This is a genomic window from Paracoccus zhejiangensis (assembly GCF_002847445.1).
Classification (GTDB): domain Bacteria; phylum Pseudomonadota; class Alphaproteobacteria; order Rhodobacterales; family Rhodobacteraceae; genus Paracoccus; species Paracoccus zhejiangensis.
This window is the reverse complement of the sequence record NZ_CP025430.1, coordinates 1,216,093-1,232,675: the sequence shown is the minus strand read 5'-3', so window position 1 is coordinate 1,232,675 and position 16,583 is coordinate 1,216,093. Positions and strand designations below refer to the sequence as shown.

At 67.1% G+C, this 16,583-nt stretch carries 14 protein-coding genes; 4 read left to right on the top strand and 10 right to left on the bottom strand.

Features of this window, described 5'->3' with window-relative positions:
* The first annotated feature begins 143 nt into the window (after positions 1-143).
* Positions 144-1,142, top strand: a complete 999-nt coding sequence (locus CX676_RS06075; RefSeq protein WP_101751818.1) for an SIMPL domain-containing protein — start codon at positions 144-146, stop codon at positions 1,140-1,142.
* A 65-nt stretch (positions 1,143-1,207) separates the two neighbouring features.
* On the opposite strand, the gene CX676_RS06070 is transcribed toward CX676_RS06075, so the two are convergent.
* The 4 genes from CX676_RS06070 to dksA form a co-directional block, all read right to left on the bottom strand.
* Complete coding sequence (locus CX676_RS06070; RefSeq protein ID WP_101751817.1) at positions 1,208-2,488, bottom strand: O-acetylhomoserine aminocarboxypropyltransferase/cysteine synthase family protein; 1,281 nt, start codon at positions 2,486-2,488, stop codon at positions 1,208-1,210.
* 89 nt (positions 2,489-2,577) lie between these two features.
* Positions 2,578-3,771, bottom strand: a complete 1,194-nt coding sequence (locus CX676_RS06065) for a low temperature requirement protein A (RefSeq protein WP_101751816.1) — start codon at positions 3,769-3,771, stop codon at positions 2,578-2,580.
* A gap of 62 nt (positions 3,772-3,833) precedes the next feature.
* The gene (locus CX676_RS06060) at positions 3,834-5,048 is read right to left on the bottom strand and encodes an FAD-dependent monooxygenase (RefSeq protein WP_101751815.1); all 1,215 of its coding nucleotides are present in this window, start codon (positions 5,046-5,048) and stop codon (positions 3,834-3,836) included.
* Positions 5,049-5,120: 72 nt separating this feature from the next.
* Positions 5,121-5,543, bottom strand: coding sequence for an RNA polymerase-binding protein DksA (gene dksA, locus CX676_RS06055; protein WP_101751814.1), 423 nt, complete (start codon positions 5,541-5,543; stop codon positions 5,121-5,123).
* Positions 5,544-5,715: 172 nt separating this feature from the next.
* Between dksA and CX676_RS06050 the strand changes: the two genes are divergently transcribed.
* Together CX676_RS06050 and CX676_RS06045 are read left to right on the top strand one after the other, a co-directional pair.
* Positions 5,716-6,558: an AAA family ATPase gene (locus CX676_RS06050; protein WP_101751813.1), complete on the top strand. Its 843-nt coding sequence runs from the start codon at positions 5,716-5,718 to the stop codon at positions 6,556-6,558.
* A gap of 8 nt (positions 6,559-6,566) precedes the next feature.
* A complete protein-coding gene (locus tag CX676_RS06045; RefSeq protein ID WP_101751812.1) occupies positions 6,567-7,016 on the top strand; it encodes a GNAT family N-acetyltransferase in 450 nt (149 codons plus the stop codon).
* Here the strand turns inward: CX676_RS06045 and glmM are convergent.
* The 3 genes from glmM to CX676_RS06030 are packed head-to-tail and all read right to left on the bottom strand — an operon-like array spanning position 7,013 to position 10,127.
* Complete coding sequence (gene glmM, locus CX676_RS06040; RefSeq protein ID WP_101751811.1) at positions 7,013-8,356, bottom strand: phosphoglucosamine mutase; 1,344 nt, start codon at positions 8,354-8,356, stop codon at positions 7,013-7,015. The two genes, CX676_RS06045 and glmM, sit on opposite strands and share 4 nt — an antisense overlap.
* Entirely contained in the window at positions 8,353-9,342 is a 990-nt protein-coding gene (gene folP, locus CX676_RS06035; protein WP_101751810.1) for a dihydropteroate synthase, read from the bottom strand. Before folP ends, glmM begins: the two co-directional genes overlap by 4 nt.
* The gene (locus CX676_RS06030) at positions 9,339-10,127 is read right to left on the bottom strand and encodes a dihydroneopterin aldolase (protein ID WP_101751809.1); all 789 of its coding nucleotides are present in this window, start codon (positions 10,125-10,127) and stop codon (positions 9,339-9,341) included. The genes folP and CX676_RS06030 overlap by 4 nt, the downstream gene beginning before the upstream one ends.
* Before the next feature lie 135 nt (positions 10,128-10,262).
* Here CX676_RS06030 and CX676_RS06025 point away from each other — a divergent pair, with 135 nt between their 5' ends.
* Entirely contained in the window at positions 10,263-11,912 is a 1,650-nt protein-coding gene (locus tag CX676_RS06025; protein ID WP_101751808.1) for a Na/Pi cotransporter family protein, read from the top strand.
* A 61-nt stretch (positions 11,913-11,973) separates the two neighbouring features.
* Here the strand turns inward: CX676_RS06025 and CX676_RS06020 are convergent, their stop codons facing one another.
* The 3 genes from CX676_RS06020 to tdh form a co-directional block, all read right to left on the bottom strand.
* Positions 11,974-12,468, bottom strand: coding sequence for a cell wall hydrolase (locus CX676_RS06020; RefSeq protein WP_101751807.1), 495 nt, complete (start codon positions 12,466-12,468; stop codon positions 11,974-11,976).
* Positions 12,469-12,856: 388 nt separating this feature from the next.
* Positions 12,857-15,445: a putative PEP-binding protein gene (locus tag CX676_RS06015; RefSeq protein ID WP_101751806.1), complete on the bottom strand. Its 2,589-nt coding sequence runs from the start codon at positions 15,443-15,445 to the stop codon at positions 12,857-12,859.
* A gap of 105 nt (positions 15,446-15,550) precedes the next feature.
* Positions 15,551-16,576, bottom strand: coding sequence for an L-threonine 3-dehydrogenase (gene tdh / locus CX676_RS06010; RefSeq protein WP_198590330.1), 1,026 nt, complete (start codon positions 16,574-16,576; stop codon positions 15,551-15,553).
* Positions 16,577-16,583: the final 7 nt, after the last annotated feature.

Here is a 16,583-nt window from a genome sequence, read left to right as displayed (position 1 = left end):
CCCGATCTGGTGTTGTCTTCATGATTTACCTCAATTCCTTGTGTGGGGAAAGGGAAACTGGCGAAGCTGTGAACGCAAATCGATGAACAAATCCCTATGATCGGCGTTCAGCGGGACAGACATCCCCCAACAGGAGCTACCAAATGAAAACACGAGACACCGCCGCCGCCACGAGGCCCGTTCTGACCCGCAAGGCGCGCGGGCGGGGGATGCTGTCCGGGCTGCTGGCCGGCGCGGCGCTGATGGCTGCCGCCCCGGCGATGGCGGCGCCCGGCGACAAGCCCGGCATGGGCGGGCATCACGCCTGCCACGGCAAGGGCATGGGTCACCATGGCGCCCGCATCTCGGTCACCGGCGAGGGGCAGGCATTGGGCCAGCCCGACATGGCGACGATCAATCTTGGCGTCACCACCCAGGCCGAGACGGCGGCTGCGGCGATGACGCAGAATTCCGAACAGCAGACGGCGGTGATCGCGGCGCTGACCGGATCGGGCGTCGAAGAACGCGACATCCAGACCTCGGGTCTGAACCTGACGCCGATGATGGACTATTCGCGCGAGGGCCAGCCGCCGCGCGTTACCGGCTACCAGGCGCAGAACATGGTGACGGTGCGGGTGCGCGACCTGGCGGGTCTCGGCGGCACGCTGGACGGGCTGGTCACGGCGGGTGCGAACGAGATTAACGGCATCACCTTCGGCCGCGACAATTCCGACGAGATGCAGGACGAGGCGCGCCGCGACGCGGTGGCCGATGCCCAGCACCGCGCCGAGGTGATCGCCGAGGCTGCCGGCCTGACGCTCGGCCCGGTCCTGACCATGCGCGATGTGGTCTATACGCAGGGGGGACCCGAGCCGATGATGATGCGGCAGGCGATGGATGCCGGGGCCAGCAAGGCGGTGCCGGTGCAGGGTGGCGAGTTGACCATGATGGCGCAGGTCGAGATGCAGTTCGCGCTGCGCGACGAGGCGGCGATGGCGGAATGTGCCGGGATGGGCGGCGGCCATGGCGATCATGGCGCCGCGCCCGAGGCTGAACCCGAGGCCGAAGCCGCGCCCGAGGGTGAAATGCCGGCGGGCGAGATGCCCGAGGGCGAAGCGCCCGAAGGCGAGGCGCCTGGCGCAGAAGCGGCCCCCTCGAACTGAGGTTAGGCGGCAATCGGAAAGGCCCGGGGAACATCTCCCCGGGCCTATTCACTTCACTGGCAGTCTCAGGCCGTCGCCTTGGCCAGCGCCTGGTCCAGATCGGCGATCAGGTCGCCCACATCCTCCAACCCGATCGACAGACGCACCACCTCCGGCCCGGCACCGGCCGCGCGCTGCTGATCCTCGTTCAGCTGCCGGTGCGTGGTCGAGGCGGAATGGATCACCAGCGAGCGCGCATCGCCCAGGTTCGCCACATGGCTGAAGAGTTGCAGCGCATCGACCAGTTTGACCGCCGCCGCATAGCCGCCCTTGATCTCGAAGGTGAAGATCGCGCCCGCGCCCTTGGGATAGACGCGCTTCGCCGTCGCGTTCCAGGGCGAGGAGGCGAGGCCCGCATAGGTGACAAGGTTCACTCGCGGGTCTTTCTCCAGCCATTCGGCGACCTTTTGGGCATTCTCGACATGGCGCGGCATACGAAGGCCAAGCGTCTCGATCCCCATCAGCGTGTAATGCGCGCCTTGCGGGTTCATGGTCATGCCCAGATCGCGCAGGCCGATGGCGATGCCGTGGAAGGTGAAGGCGAGGTTGCCGAAGGTCTCGTGGAATTTCAGCCCGTGATAGGCGGGTTCCGGGGCCGAGAGGCTAGGGAACTTGTCGCTGGCCGACCAGTCGAACGTGCCGCTGTCCACCACCACGCCGCCGGTCACGGTGCCATTGCCGGTCATGTACTTGGTCAGGCTGTGCACGACCAGCGTCGCGCCCATCTCGATCGGCTTGCAGAGATAGGGGGTCGCCAGCGTGTTGTCGACGATCAGCGGGATGCCGGCCTCGTTGGCGATCCCGGCAACGGCGGGGATGTCGGTGACATAGCCGCCCGGATTGCTGATCGATTCACAGAAGATCGCGCGGGTGTCACCGTCGATGGCGGCCTTCACCGCCTCGAGATCGTCGAGATCGACGAATTTCGCTGACCAGCCGAAACGGCGGATGGTCTGGCTGAACTGCGTCACGGTGCCGCCGTAAAGCCGGGTTGAGGCGATGATGTTCAGCCCCGGTCCCATCAGCGGGAACAGCGCCATGATCTGCGCCGCGTGGCCCGAGGAACAGCAGACCGCCCCGGCCCCGCCCTCCAGCGCCGCGATGCGGTTCTGCAGCGCCGCCACGGTCGGGTTGGTCAGCCGCGAATAGATATAGCCGACTTCCTGCAGGTTGAAGAGTTTGGCCGCGTGATCGGCGTCGCGGAAGGCATAGGCGGTCGTCTGATAGATCGGCACCTGCCGCGCGCCGGTGGCGGGGTCGGGTGCGGTGCCGGCATGGATGGCGGTCGTGTCGAAGCCCTGGGTCATCTGGCTGATCCTCCTGTGGTCGCGGTTAACCTAGAGGCCGAGACCCGCCCCCCGCAACGGGAAAACGGGGGGCAAGTGGCAGCACCGGATCAGTGCCTGTGGTCGCTTGCCGGCTGGCCGTGTTCCAGCACCGTGCCGGCATCGGGCGCGGGCTCGCGGAGCGGGCAACGCCACAGCACCGCCGCCACCGCGATCAGGGCAAAGCCCCAGGTCGGCAGGTCAAGGAAGGCCCCGGCGACCGAGACCCCGGCCATGACCGACAGCGCCAGACTGCGGATGCCGTGGTGGAAATGCCGGTCCCGCGCCACCCACAGCGCCAGCAGGAACACCGCCAGTGGCAGGCCCAGCCACATCGCCAGTTCCGCGGGTGTCGCCTTGCTGTGATGGCTGGCCAGATCCAGCTCGGCCGCGACCCCGGCGCCCATCACGGCGATCGAGCCGAAGATGAAGACGTGGGAATAGCCCCAGATGAAGGCGGTCTTGGTATCAGCGCGGGGCAGGTGATCCTCTTCGGTGAAATAGAGCCAGAAGATCGCCAGCACCATCACCGCCCCGCCAAGCGCGACCACGCCCGGCCAGATCAGGCCATGCTCGCCATACATCATGCTGAAGCCGATGCTGATCGCCAGCATGATCTCGCCCATCGAGATGATGGTCAGCAGGCCATAGCGTTCGATGATGTGGTGGCGGTGAAAGGGGGTGGCGCCTGCGCGTTCGGCAAAGACCGGCACCGAGAACTCGATCAGAAAGACCAGCGCCGCGCCGATGAAGAAGGCGGTCGAGCCGGGGGCGCAGAGCAGGTAGACGAGGATCCAGCCAAGCTGCGCGATCAGGATGCCGGCGGCAAAGCGGCGGCAGGTGGTGCGATAGGCGGGATTGCTGCTGGCCCTGAGCCACAGAAGCGCCATGGCGACCCGCATGATGCACCAGCCAAGCACGCCCCACTGCATGTCCAGCGTCTCGAAGATATGGCTGGCCCCGCCGGCAAAGATCAGCGCCCCGACCATGATCGTCATGGTCAGGAGCCGATAGAGCGGGCCGTCATTGTCGAAGGCACTGGCGAACCAGGTGAAGTTCATCCACGACCACCAGATCGAGATGAACAGGAACAGGAAGCGCGGCAGCACCTCGACGCCGTGTCCCTCGCTGATGCCGTGATGCAGCGCCGCGGTGACCGAGGCGATGGCAATGACGAAGACCAGATCGAAGAACAGTTCCAGCTGGGTGGCCGCGCGATGATGCTGCGCGGGATTGCGGGCGGGAAGGGCGGGGAGGTGAACCATGAAAAGCCTCGTCGGGGATTACCGTCCCAGATAGGAGGAGATTTCGCGGAAAACTCAAGCCTTCAGATGCGACGACCTGCCGCAGGCCCTGCTGCTGTCACGGCCAGAGGGTCATGGTCATAGATCCAGTCGAACCGCCCGGCCAGCCGTTCGGGCGCGAGGCGCGAGATCAGCCGCAGCCCGGCATGGGCGACCAGCCGCTTTGGCCCGGTCAGGTGATAGTTCCGGGCGTTTGCGCTGGCCAGCGCCACGACCTGCGTTGCCCGTTCGGCCCTCACCGACTGGTATCGCGCCAGCGCGGCGGGCTGGTCGGGGTCGCTGTCCAGACAGGCGGCCAGCACCGCCGCGTCCTCGATCGCCAGCGCCGCGCCCTGGGCCATGAAGGGCAGGGTAGGATGGGCGGCATCGCCAAGGATCACCCGGCTGCCATCCTGCCAGCGCAGCGCGACCTCGTGACGGAAGAGGCCCCAGATGCCGGTCTCACTCACGCGCGCCAGCCAGCCGGGCACGGGCCCGCCGAAACCGGCGAAGGCAGCGCGCAGATGGGCCGGATCATCGGCCTGTGACCAGCCCTCGGCCTGCCAGTCCGGGCGCTCGACCACGGCGACGATGTTGCGAAGGCCGCCCGCCAGCGGATAGCTGACCAGATGCCGCTTCGGCCCGAGGAACAGGTCGGACCAGCCCGTGCCATCACTGGGCGGTTCTGGGTCGCGGATCAGCGCCCGCCATGCGGTCTGGCCGGTGAAAAAGGGCGCCTCGGTGCCGTTCAGCACCTGCCGCACCCGGCTGTTGATCCCGTCCGCCCCGATGACCAGCGGCTCGCGCGGCAGGGCGTCGATCATGTGGCCAAGCCGCAGGGTCACGCCCTCGGCCTCTGCCGCCGCGCCCAGCAGCTCGACCAGCCTTGCGCGGTGGATCATGCGGAAGCGGGCGGCGGGACGGCGGGCGGCAAAGTCGAGTTTCGCGATGGGCCGACCGGCGGCGTCCCACATCCGGACCCCGCGCCCGCGCACCGACACCGCATCCAGCGCCGGGCCAAGCCCCAGCGCCTCGAGCACCCGGCCCGCATTCGGAGAGATCTGCAGGCCCGCGCCCACCTCGGTCAGTTCCGGTGCGCGTTCCAGCACATGCACCTCGGCCCCGCGCCGCGCCAGCGCCAGCGCGGCAGTAAGCCCGCCAATGCCCGCGCCGATGATGGTGGTCGGGCGGTCTGTCAGGTGGTTGCCCCGTCGCGCAGACAGGACGGCCGGGCTCGGACCCTCGGTGCTTTCCGACATGATCCTTGTCCTTTCGCCGTCCTTGTGCCGGGGCGTCGATCCCGCAGGTCGCCGCCCCGTCGGCAATCCGGATCAGTCGTCGCGGTGAACGCGCTCGCGCCGCTCGTGCTTTTCCTGCGCTTCCAGCGTCATCGTGGCGATCGGGCGCGCGTCCAGCCGCTTGAGGCTGATCGGCTCGCCAGTCACCTCGCAATAGCCGTAATCCCCGGTCTCGATCCGGCGCAGCGCGGAGTCGATCTTGGAGACCAGCTTGCGCTGGCGATCACGGGTGCGCAGTTCCAGCGCCCGGTCAGTTTCCTCGCTGGCGCGGTCGGCAATATCCGGCACGCTGCGGCCACTGTCCTGAAGTCCTTCGAGCGTTTCGGCGGATTGCTCGAGCAGTTCCTGCTTCCATGCCTGCAATTTGCGACGAAAATACTCTAACTGACGGTCATTCATAAAAGGTTCGTCCTCGGCGGGACGGTAATCCTGAGGCAGGAAGGTTTGAGCTTTCATATTTCCTCCGGCTCGGCCGGGACGTTGGGGGGTCCGGGTCCTCGAGCGGACCCATAAAGGAAGGAATCCCCCTTGTCGATATAAGTTAGGGTTAACGTCTGCGCCAATCTTGCGGGCGGCGGGACAGCGTCCTAGGTTGCCGCCGAGTTGGAGCAGGTTCAGGAGTCCTTACATGCAATTCACCGGCACCCGGGACTATGTCGCACCCCCCGAACTGGCCATCGCCGTCAATGCCGCCGTGACGCTGGAACGGCCCCTGCTGGTCAAGGGCGAGCCGGGGACAGGCAAGACCGAGCTGGCGCGGCAGATGGCTGCCGGGCTGGGCCTGCCGATCATCGAATGGAACGTGAAATCAACCACAAAGGCGCAGCAGGGCCTCTATGAATACGACGCGGTCAGCCGGCTGCGCGACAGCCAGCTGGGCGATGAACGCGTGCATGACGTCGGCAATTACATCCGCAAGGGTAAGCTGTGGCAGGCCTTTGATGCGCCGGGCAAGGTCGTCCTGCTGATCGACGAGATCGACAAGGCGGATATCGAGTTCCCGAACGACCTGCTGCAGGAACTCGACCGGATGGAGTTTCACGTTTACGAGACCGGCGAGACCATTCAGGCGAGGCACCGGCCGGTGGTGGTGATTACCTCGAACAATGAAAAGGAACTGCCCGACGCTTTCCTGCGCCGCTGCTTCTTCCATTATATCCGCTTCCCCGATGCCGAGACGCTGAAGCAGATCGTGGCGGTTCACTACCCCGGGTTGAAACCGCGTCTTCTGGATACCGCGCTGACCCAGTTCTTCGAGCTGCGCGAAGCGCCCGGGCTGAAGAAGAAACCCTCGACCAGCGAATTCCTCGACTGGCTGAAACTGATCCTCGCCGAGGATCTGGCACCCGAGGATCTGCAGCGCGCACCCGACCAGATCCTGCCGCGCCTGCATGGTGCGCTCTTGAAGAACGAGCAGGACGTGGCGCTGTTCGAGAAGCTGGCCTTCATGGCCCGGCGGCAGGGGCGGTAAACTTGGCGATGGAGGTGACAGTCCGGCCGGTCACAGCTGCCGACAAGGCAGAGTGGCAGGTGCTTTATGACGGTTATCAGCGGTTCTACGAACGCCCCGACCTGCCGCAATCCTTTTTCGATGCGGCTTTCGAGCGGCTGCTCGCGGGCGATCCGCACGATTTTCATGGGCTGGTGGCCGAGGAGGACGGCCAACTGCTGGGACTGACGCATTACGTCTTTCACCCCAATCTCTGGCGTCCGGAAGGGGTCTGCTATCTGCAGGATCTGTTCACCGCCCCTGAAGCGCGCGGCAAGGGCGTCGCGCGCGCACTGATCGAGGCGGTCTACGCGGCAGCGGACGCGAAGGGCGTTCCCGCGGTCTACTGGCTGACGGCCGAGAACAACTATCCCGGCCGTATGCTCTATGATCGCGTGGCGGTGAGGTCGCCCTTCATCCGCTACAACCGCCCGCTTTAGGCCGCCTTTTCGACGGCGGCGACGATACCGTCCACGACCTCGCGCAGCATGGTCTCGTCCTCGGCCTCGGCCATGACCCTGATCAGCGGCTCGGTGCCCGACTTGCGGATCAGCACCCGGCCCGAGCCGTTCAGCCGGCGTTCAGCCTCGGCGATCACTGCCTTGACCGGCTCGGTCGACAAGGGATCGGCCCCGGCGGCGTAACGCACGTTCTTCAGCAATTGCGGCACCGGGTCGAACTGGCTGACCAACTGACTGGCGGGTTGGCCGCTATCGGCCATCGCGGCGAGGAATTGCAGACCCGCGATCAACCCGTCGCCGGTGGTGGCGTAATCGGTCATGACGATATGGCCCGACTGCTCGCCGCCGAGGTTGAAGCCCTGACCGCGCATCCGCTCGACCACATAGCGGTCGCCGACCTTGGTCCGCTCGAGCCGCAAACCGCGCCCCTGCAGATAGCGTTCGAGGCCCAGATTGGACATGACGGTCGCCACCAGCGCGCCGCCCTTCAGCCGGCCCTCCTCGGCCCAACGGCTCGCCAGCAGCGCCATGATCTGGTCGCCATCGGCCAGGCGGCCCTTCTCGTCGATGATCGCCACCCGGTCGGCATCGCCGTCAAGGCTGATGCCTAGATCGGCGCCATGTTTCAGCACCGCATCGGCACAAGCCTCGGGATGGGTGCTGCCGCAACCCTCGTTGATGTTGAGGCCGTTCGGCTCGACGCCGACCGGGATCACCTCGGCGCCCAGTTCCCACAGCACATCAGGGGCGGCGCGATAGGCCGCGCCATTGGCGCAATCGACCACCACTTTCAGCCCGTCCAGCCGCTGGCCGGTGGGGAAGGTGGTCTTGGCATATTCGACATAGCGCCCGCGCCCGTCATCGATGCGCTTGGCGCGCCCGATATTCTGCGGCTGCGCCAGATCGAAGCTGCCGGCGACGATGCGCTCGATCTCGGCCTCGGCTTCGTCGGACAGCTTGAACCCGTCGGGGCCAAAGAACTTGATGCCATTATCCGCCGCCGGATTGTGGCTGGCCGAGATCATGATCCCCACATCCGCCCGCATCGAGCGGGTGAGGAATCCCACTGCCGGGGTCGGCACCGGGCCTAGAAGCAGCACGTTCATCCCGGTCGAGGTCAGCCCGGCGGTCAGCGCGTTCTCGATCATGTAGCCCGACAGGCGCGTGTCCTTGCCGATCACCACGCGGTGGCCGTTGCGCCCGTCGCGGCGGAAATAGCGGCCGGCGGCGGCGCCAAGTCGCAGCGCCATCTCGGCGGTCATGGGAAAGGTATTCGCGCGGCCCCTGACGCCGTCGGTTCCGAAAAGCTTTCTGCTCATTCTTGTTCTGCCCTGTTCTCGTTGACGGCTGCCCAAAGCCGTAGTCCCTGTTTTATCATGGCCACGTCATGGACGCGGTGAATCTGTATCCCCTGCGCCAGCGCCTCGATGGTCAGCGCCAGGGTGCCCGGCCCGCGATCCGCCGCCACCTCGGCCCCGCCGACGGTGCCGATGAAACGCTTGCGCGAGACGCCCAGAAGGATCGGGCAACCCAGGGCGTGAAACAGCGAGATGCGCCGCAGGATGGCGAGATTATGCGCCTCGGTCTTGCCAAATCCAATGCCCGGATCGATCACGATCCGGTCGCGGCGAATACCCGCCTGAACCGCCCGGTCTATCCGCGCCTCGAGCGCGTCATAGACATCCAGAAGCACATCCCCATAACGCGGATCGTCCTGCATGGTCTCGGGCAGGCCCTGCGCGTGCATCAGGCAGACCGGAACGCCGGTCTCGGCCACAAGGCCGGGCAAAGCAGGGTCGAAATCGAAGCCCGAGACATCGTTGACCATGCCCGCACCGGCGTCCAGCGCCGCCCGCGCCACGCCCGCCTTGCGGGTATCGACCGAGATCGGCGCGCGGCCCCACGCCGCCGCGATAACCGGCAGGATGCGGGCCAGTTCCCGATCCTGCGGCATCTCTGCCGCGCCGGGCCGGGTGGATTCGCCGCCGATATCCAGAATGTCGGCACCCTGATCGATCAGTGCCTGCGCCTGCGCACCGGGTTCATAGGCACCGCCATCCGAGAAGCTGTCGGGCGTGGCGTTGATGATGCCCATCAGTTTCGGGCGGTCGAGGGCAAGGCCAAGGATTGGCGCGCGCGGGGCGGTGAGCGCCGCGATTACCTCGTCCGGGGCCGTATCGCTGATCCGGGGCGCGGCACCACGCTGGAGGATTTCCACCTGCGAGAAGCGGGTCCAGCCGCCGGCCAGCGACCAGCGCCCGGTCAGGGGCGCGGGGATCGGGCGGTAATAGAGCGGTCCGGTCATGGCAGGCGGGAGATGATGAGGTCAGAGCCGGCGGGGGCGTCGGGCAAGGGCGCGCCGTCGGCCAGGGCGAGGTCCAGCCGCTCGGCATTCAGCCGCCCGGCCAGCCAGAGGGACAGGGCCAGCGGATCGGCATCAAGTGCTATCTCGTCGGCCACCATGCGATAGGGGGCCCAGACCGTGGGCAAGCCATTGGCGATGGACCAGTCCATCTCAGTGCGACTATCCGAGACATCGAGCCCCAGCCGCCCGGCCAGCGCCCATGCCGCCTGATCCAGCGCCAGAAGCGCGATCCGGCGCGGATCTCCCGTTGCCGGCAGTGGCAGACCCGGAGCGGCGGGCACGATCACGGCCCCGGCAGGCGGGGCCAGCGACCGATCAGTGCCGAGATGGATCACCACGGGCCGAAGTGCTGTCGGCTCGGCGGCGACCCGGCCCTTCTGGCGGGTGATCGACAGGCCAAGCGCGCCCGGCACCCGGTCGAGCTTCTCGATCGTCACGTCGATCTTGGCGGCGCGGGGATGGGCCAGCGCCTCGGCGGCGATCTTCTCGGCCAGCGTCTCGAGCAGGTTGTAACGCCGATCGGACAGACCGGCGGCGACCGCATCGGTCAGCACGTCATAGGAGAGGATTTCATCCACCTGATCGCCGGCCCCCGAGACCGGCTGGCCCAGTTCCACGGTCAGGTTGAAGCGCAGGCGTTGTGTCTGGCCGCGCTCGGACTGGAAAGCACCGATATCGGCACTGACGAGGTAATCGCGCAGGTGAAGGCGGTCGGGATGATCCATGCGCCCCGTTATCCGGCAATTCCTGCCCCGCGCAAGGGGGATCGGGCCTACTGACGGCTGGGGCGCTGGTATTCCCGCGTCAACCGATTACAAACGGTTTCCTGTTACCTTGACCGTTCCAAGTCCGAGTACCCGATGCAGATCCTGTCCTTCATCATCCACCTGTTCAGCGGCGCCTTGCTGCTGCTTTTCGCCGTGCGCTTCATGCGCGTGGGGATCGAGCGGCAATGGGGCGGCGGCTTGCAGACCCGGCTGCGCGATAGCGCCGGCACGCTGTCGCTGCTGGCCAAGGGCGGGGTCCTGGGTTTCGTGCTGCAGGGCGCCACAGTGGTGATGTTGATGGCGGCGGGGCTGGTGGGTAGCAATACCATTCCGATGGTCTCGGCGGTGCTGCTGGCGATGGGGGCCGATCTGGGTTCGGCCTTGGCGGTGCAGGTGCTGACCCTGCCGATCAGCGCCATCGGGCCGCTGCTTCTGGTCGTCGGTGGCTGGCTTTATCTCAATTCGGCCGAGGCCGGGCGGCGGAATATCGGCCGGGTGATCCTTGGCCTTGGGCTGATCTTCCTGTCGCTGCGGCTGATCCGCGAGGCGGTCGAGCCGTTGCAGGCGCTGCAGAACGCCAGCGGGGTGATCGCCTCGCTGAATGCCGATCCGGTGACGGCGGCGATCTGCGGGCTGGTGCTGACGCTGTTGATGCATTCCAGCCTCGCCGCCATCCTGACCGGCCTCGCCTTCGCCGCGCATGGGGCGCTGGGGCCGGTCGCGGGGCTGGGCTTCGTGCTCGGCTGCAACCTGGGCAGCGCGCTGTTGCCGCTGTGGCTTCTGAGGAACGAGGCCGGGCCGGGGCTGGCCGTTGCCCGCATCGTGGCGAGCTTGCGCTGCGGATTGGGCGTGGTGCTGACCGCCGGGCTGGCGCTGGCTGGCGCGCAACTGGCGGGGCAGGTCGAGCTTTCCGCCCATGACGCCATGCTGGGCGGGCATCTGGGGTTCAACTTCCTCCTGCTGCTCCTGGCCCCTTTGGCGCGGCGTATGGCACAGCGGGCCGAGCGTCGGGATGTAACCGGCGCCCACGCCCGCTTCACCCTTCCCGCCGATACCTCGGACCCGACGCTGATCGTGGTGGCGCTGAAGACGCAGGTGGGCCGGATGCTGGAGATCCTGTCGACCATGTTCGCCCGGGCCATCGCCCATCCCCCCGACGCCGAGGGCGTGCGCGAGGCCGAGCGGCAGCTGAACACCGCGCTGGCCGAAACCCGCAACGCCTTTGCCGGCCTGCCGGAACTGCCCGAGCGGCAGGCGGCCGACGTGCAAAACGCGCTGGAGTTCTCGATCCGGCTGGAACGCTGCGGCGACATGATCTCGGGCAAGTTCCTCGAGGTGCGCCAGCAGGTCGAAAGCGGTGAATACCGTTTCACCGCCGAGGGCGCGGCCGAGATCGACGGGCTGATGGAGGCGCTGGATACCGGCCTTCTGCTGGCGCGCAACGTGCTCTGGACCGAGGACGAGGAGGCGGCGCGGCAGCTGGTGCTGCACAAGCAGCGGGTGACGGGGCTGGAACAGCAGAGCCGCAACCGGCATCTGCAGCGGGTCGGCTCGGGCAACCTGACCAGCCTCAGTTCCAGCAACCAGCATCTGGAGCTGATCGCGGCGGTGAAAGAGATCAACAGCAAACTGGCGACGGTCGGCTATGCGGTGCTGGAACGGCAGGGCCAGCTGGAGGCGACGCGGCTGAAGCCCACGGAAACCACCCTGCCGCCGCGGGCGCAGGCGGGATCGCAAAACTGACAAGGCGGGACCGAAGCCCCGCCTTGTTGATAATCCAAGGATGGATGCGCAGACGCGAACCTCAGTTCGAGGCGATGCGCTGGCCGGTGCGATAGAAAATGTGGCGGCCGATGCGAACGGTGCGCTCGAAGCGGCGCGACCAGGCCGGGCGCACGGCAGGGGTGTGGAAATAGGTCGCCCCGCCGGTCAGGTTGCCGGTGCCGCCCGCAAGGGCGTTCTCGGCCACCTGCCGCACGCGCAGATAGGCGGCCTTGCTGCGGATGGTCTTGCGACCGCCGATCGTGTAGCTGAACTGGCTCGGCTGGTTGATGACGCCGCAGACCGAATTCGGGAACTTGCCGCTGGCGACGCGGTTCAGGATCACCTCGGCGACGGCGGCCTGACCCTGGCGACCCTCGCCGCGGGCCTCGAAATACAGAGCCTCGGCCATGCAATCGAGATCGCGGCCCGAGAAGGCGGTGGTGGCGCGGGTCTTGTAGACCTGCTCCGGCCCGCCGGCGACCTGCACCGGCTCGGCATCGACATAAAGCAGCGGCTTGGGCCGCGGCATATCCATGGGCGCTGCGATTCCGTGCAGCGCCTGACCATCCGAAGAATAGACAGAGGGCAGGCCAGTGGCATTGGCCGAGCCCGCAACAACCGCGGAAACAATCGCAACAGAGAGACAATTACGCATCAGCTTTGGCAGCAGCGAGTGCATGATCGGACCTGTATCGTCGTTTACATTGATGGGCCTGGTGCGGCCCGGGAACCGGTCAGAGCAGATGACCGGGTGAACTTCGACGATCTGGATAGGTGCAAGCGCGCCCGGCGATCTAGCGCACAGATGGGTGAGTTCCGGTTTCGCTATGCTGCAGCGCAGAATTGGCGATATCTCGCCGAGCCTCACGGCGATAACTGGCGAGAATCAGCAATTTGCACCCGATTTTAGGACCGCTTCGGGCCTAATCGGGGAACCGTTTCGGGGGTTTATGGTCCGAATCGTTGTAGCTCGCCCGAATCGATTCCTGCGCGCCGGCCAACCTCGCGACCGGTACACGAAAGGGAGAGCAGGAGACATAGGAAAAGCCGGCGCGGTGACAGAATGCGATCGATTCCGGGTTGCCGCCATGCTCGCCGCAGACCGACAGCGTGATGCCGGGCGTCTTCTGCCGCGCGCGCTCGGCCCCGATCATCAACAACTCGCCCACGCCCTCCTGGTCGAGGATGTGGAACGGGTCCTCGGCATAGACGCCCTGGCCGACATAGGCGCCCATGAAGCGCCCGGCATCGTCGCGCGACAGGCCATAGGTCATCTGCGTCAGGTCATTGGTGCCGAAGGACAGGAAGGCCGCATGGGCGGCGATGTCACCGGCGCGCAGCGCGGCGCGCGGGGTCTCGACCATCACCCCCAGCCGATAGGTGAAATCGGCATGCATCTTGTTCCTGACCTCGGCGGCCACGGCATCGACGCGGTTCTTGACCAGTTCGACCTCGCGCATGGCCGAGACCAGCGGGATCATGATCTCGGGCACCACCGGGTCGCCCTTGCGCCCGGCCAGCGCGGTCGCCTCGAAGATGGCGCGGGCCTGCATGTCGTAGATCTCGGGCATGACGATGCCGAGGCGAACCCCGCGCATCCCCAGCATCGGGTTGAACTCGGACAGGGCATCGACGCGGCGCATGACATCCGACAGCGGCAGGTCCAGCGACTCGGCCAACTCGCGCATCCCCTCGCGGTCATGGGGCAGGAATTCGTGCAGCGGCGGATCGAACAGGCGAATGGTCACCGGCAGCCCGGCCATGATCTCGAAGAGGGCGGCGAAATCGTCGCGCTGCATCGGCAGGATGCGCGCCAGCGCCAGCCGCCGGTCCTCTGGCTTGTCGGCAAAGATCATCTCGCGCATGGCGGGCAGACGCTCGGCATCGAAGAACATGTGCTCGGTGCGGCAGAGGCCGATGCCCTGCGCGTTGAACATGCGCGCGGTGCGGGCATCCTCGGGCGTGTCGGCATTGGCGCGCACATCGATCTGGCGGAACTGGTCGGACCATTCCAGCAGCTGCGCGAAACTGTCATCCAGCGCCGGTTCCAGCATGGCGGCGGCGCCCGCAAGCACCTCGCCGGTGGTGCCGTCGATGGTGATCTCCTCGCCCTCGCGGAAGCTGCGGGTGCCGGCGCGCAGGGTGCGGGCGCGCGGGTCGATGCTGATCCCCGAGGCGCCGACGATGCAGGGCAGGCCGAGGCCGCGGGCGATCACCGCCGCGTGGCTGGTCATGCCGCCACGCTCGGTCAGCACCGCGACCGAGGCGTGCATGCCGCGGATGTCCTCGGGCACGGTCTCGCGGCGGACCAGCACGCAGGGCTCGCCCCGCGCGGCGCTGGCTTGCGCGGCGGTGGCCGAGAAAACGATCTTGCCGGTGGCGGCGCCGGGGCTGGCATTGATGCCGCGGGCGATCAGGTCGCGCGGCGCGCGCGGATCGACCTGGTGGTGCAAGAGGTCCGACAGCGCCCGCGGCTCGACCCGCATCAGCGCCTCTTCCGGCGGAATGATCCCGTCCTTGGCCAGTGCCACGGCGATCCTGACCGAGGCGCGCGAGCTGCGCTGCAGCCGCACCGCGTCGATGATCGAGACGCGGCTGTCATTCACCACGAAATCGATCATCATCTCTTCGCGCAGCCGCTCGCGCGCGGCGACGCCAAAGCGGACCAGGTCGGCAAAGACCTCGGGCGCGGCCTCTTCCAGCGACAAGCCGCGCGGATCGCGGGTCAGGTAAAGCGTCTCGGCGGCGGCGGTGCGCACGCTGCCCTGCATCTGGCCACGGAAGCGACCGGTGATGCGCGGGGCGCCGGTGACCGGGTCGCAGAACTGGATCGTGCCGGTGCCGCAGAAGCCCGGGCCGATCCCCAGCGCCATTTCCTGCACCACCAGCCCCAGCGGCGCATCGGCCGGCGCGCCCTTGGCCTGACGCAGCAGCCGCGCGGTCGGACCGTCCCAGGCCCGCGCCATCGAGCGCAGCACCTCGGCCAGTTGCACGGCGGGGTTCTGCGGGAATTCCTCGTCCATCTCGTCGGCATAGGTGCGCAGCGCCTCGCGCAGCGCGCCCTCGCCTTCCTGCGCGAACATGTCGGGGTCGAGGCGGGCGATGTGGATGGCATAGGCCTGCACGAAGCGCAGGTAGATGGCATCGGCGGCCTCGGCCCCGATCCGCCCGACCAGCCCCTGATGGCAATTGTCGTTGATGCCGACGTTCAGCACCGTGCCCGGGCCGCCCCATTCGGGGTTCAGCGCCGAGGGCCGCACGCTGACCAGCCCGCTGGCGGGGTGGCCGGGGCATTCGGTGCTGCTGAGCAGGCTCGCCAGCATGTCGATGTCGGGCGGATGGCCGGCGGCGATCTTCTGCACGCTGTCGGCGGAAATGGCGTGGCTGCGCGGCACCGGCAGTTCCATCCGCACCAGGCGCTGCAGGCATTTGGCGCGCCAGCCATGACGTGTCCGGTCGATCCCCGCCGAAGGGGTGATCAGGGTCGCGTCAATGGGTGCCGCCGTCATCATAACCCCATAGGAATAGCGCGTTATGGAAATGCTGCAAGTGCGAACAACACGGCGGGCGCGAAATCGGCACCGAACGAGGGCGGCCGCCCGAGGGCGGCAGCGGCGTTACAGCCAGTCCAGCACCACCTTGCCGGCCTCGCCCTTGCGCATCGCGGCGAACCCGGCCTCGAACTCGTCGATCGGCAGGCGGTGGGTGATCAGCGGCGTCAGGTCCAGGCCCGATTGGACGAAGGCGATCATCTTGTACCAGGTCTCGTACATCTCGCGGCCATAGATGCCCTTGAGATGCAGCATCTTGAAGATGACCTTGTTCCAGTCGATCTCGAAGCCGGTGGGCGCAATGCCCAGGATGGCGATCTTGCCGCCATTGTTCATCAGGTCGATCATCTGCCGGAAGGCGGGTGCCGCGCCCGACATTTCGAGGCCAATATCGAAGCCCTCGGTCATGCCGATCCGGGCCATCACCTCGCGCAGGTCCTCGCTGCTGGTGTCGATGGCATAGGGCACACCCAGCTTGCGCGCGAGATCCAGACGGGTCGGGTTGATGTCGGTGATGACCACCTTGCGGGCGCCTGCGCGCTGCGCCACCAGCGCGCCCATGATGCCGATCGGGCCGGCACCCGTCACCAGTACATCCTCGCCCACGCAGTCAAAGCTCAGCGCGGTATGAACGGCATTGCCGAACGGGTCGAAGATCGCCGCGATCTCGTCGGGCACGTCGTCGGGGATCGGCACCACGTTGCTTTCCGGCAAGCACAGGTATTCGGCAAAGGAACCGGCGCGCTGGACGCCCACCCCAAGCGTATTGCGGCACAGGTGACCACGGCCGGCGCGGCAGTTACGGCAGGCACCGCAGGTGATGTGACCCTCGCCCGAGACGCGCTGGCCCGGCTTGAAGCGGGAGACGGCGCTGCCGGTATCGGCGATGACGCCCGAAAACTCGTGACCGGTCACCAGCGGCACGGGCACGGTCTTCGCGGCCCAGGCATCCCAGTTCCAGATATGCACGTCGGTGCCGCAGATCGCGCTTTTGCCGACGCGGATCAGCACCTCGTTCGGGCCGGGCTCGGGAACCGGAACCTCTTCCATCCACAGGCCGGGCTCGGGGCGCGACTTGACCAGCGCGCGCATCATGTTG

What these genes read in the sequence shown, in the direction of transcription:
- CX676_RS06075 (WP_101751818.1), top strand. Translation starts at nt 144, where the DNA reads ATGAAAACACGAGACACCGCCGCCGCCACGAGGCCCGTTCTGACCCGC.
- CX676_RS06070 (WP_101751817.1), bottom strand. Translation starts at nt 2,488, where the DNA reads ATGACCCAGGGCTTCGACACGACCGCCATCCATGCCGGCACCGCACCC.
- CX676_RS06065 (WP_101751816.1), bottom strand. Translation starts at nt 3,771, where the DNA reads ATGGTTCACCTCCCCGCCCTTCCCGCCCGCAATCCCGCGCAGCATCAT.
- CX676_RS06060 (WP_101751815.1), bottom strand. Translation starts at nt 5,048, where the DNA reads ATGTCGGAAAGCACCGAGGGTCCGAGCCCGGCCGTCCTGTCTGCGCGA.
- dksA (WP_101751814.1), bottom strand. Translation starts at nt 5,543, where the DNA reads ATGAAAGCTCAAACCTTCCTGCCTCAGGATTACCGTCCCGCCGAGGAC.
- CX676_RS06050 (WP_101751813.1), top strand. Translation starts at nt 5,716, where the DNA reads ATGCAATTCACCGGCACCCGGGACTATGTCGCACCCCCCGAACTGGCC.
- CX676_RS06045 (WP_101751812.1), top strand. Translation starts at nt 6,567, where the DNA reads ATGGAGGTGACAGTCCGGCCGGTCACAGCTGCCGACAAGGCAGAGTGG.
- glmM (WP_101751811.1), bottom strand. Translation starts at nt 8,356, where the DNA reads ATGAGCAGAAAGCTTTTCGGAACCGACGGCGTCAGGGGCCGCGCGAAT.
- folP (WP_101751810.1), bottom strand. Translation starts at nt 9,342, where the DNA reads ATGACCGGACCGCTCTATTACCGCCCGATCCCCGCGCCCCTGACCGGG.
- CX676_RS06030 (WP_101751809.1), bottom strand. Translation starts at nt 10,127, where the DNA reads ATGGATCATCCCGACCGCCTTCACCTGCGCGATTACCTCGTCAGTGCC.
- CX676_RS06025 (WP_101751808.1), top strand. Translation starts at nt 10,263, where the DNA reads ATGCAGATCCTGTCCTTCATCATCCACCTGTTCAGCGGCGCCTTGCTG.
- CX676_RS06020 (WP_101751807.1), bottom strand. Translation starts at nt 12,468, where the DNA reads ATGGATATGCCGCGGCCCAAGCCGCTGCTTTATGTCGATGCCGAGCCG.
- CX676_RS06015 (WP_101751806.1), bottom strand. Translation starts at nt 15,445, where the DNA reads ATGATGACGGCGGCACCCATTGACGCGACCCTGATCACCCCTTCGGCG.
- tdh (WP_198590330.1), bottom strand. Translation starts at nt 16,576, where the DNA reads ATGCGCGCGCTGGTCAAGTCGCGCCCCGAGCCCGGCCTGTGGATGGAA.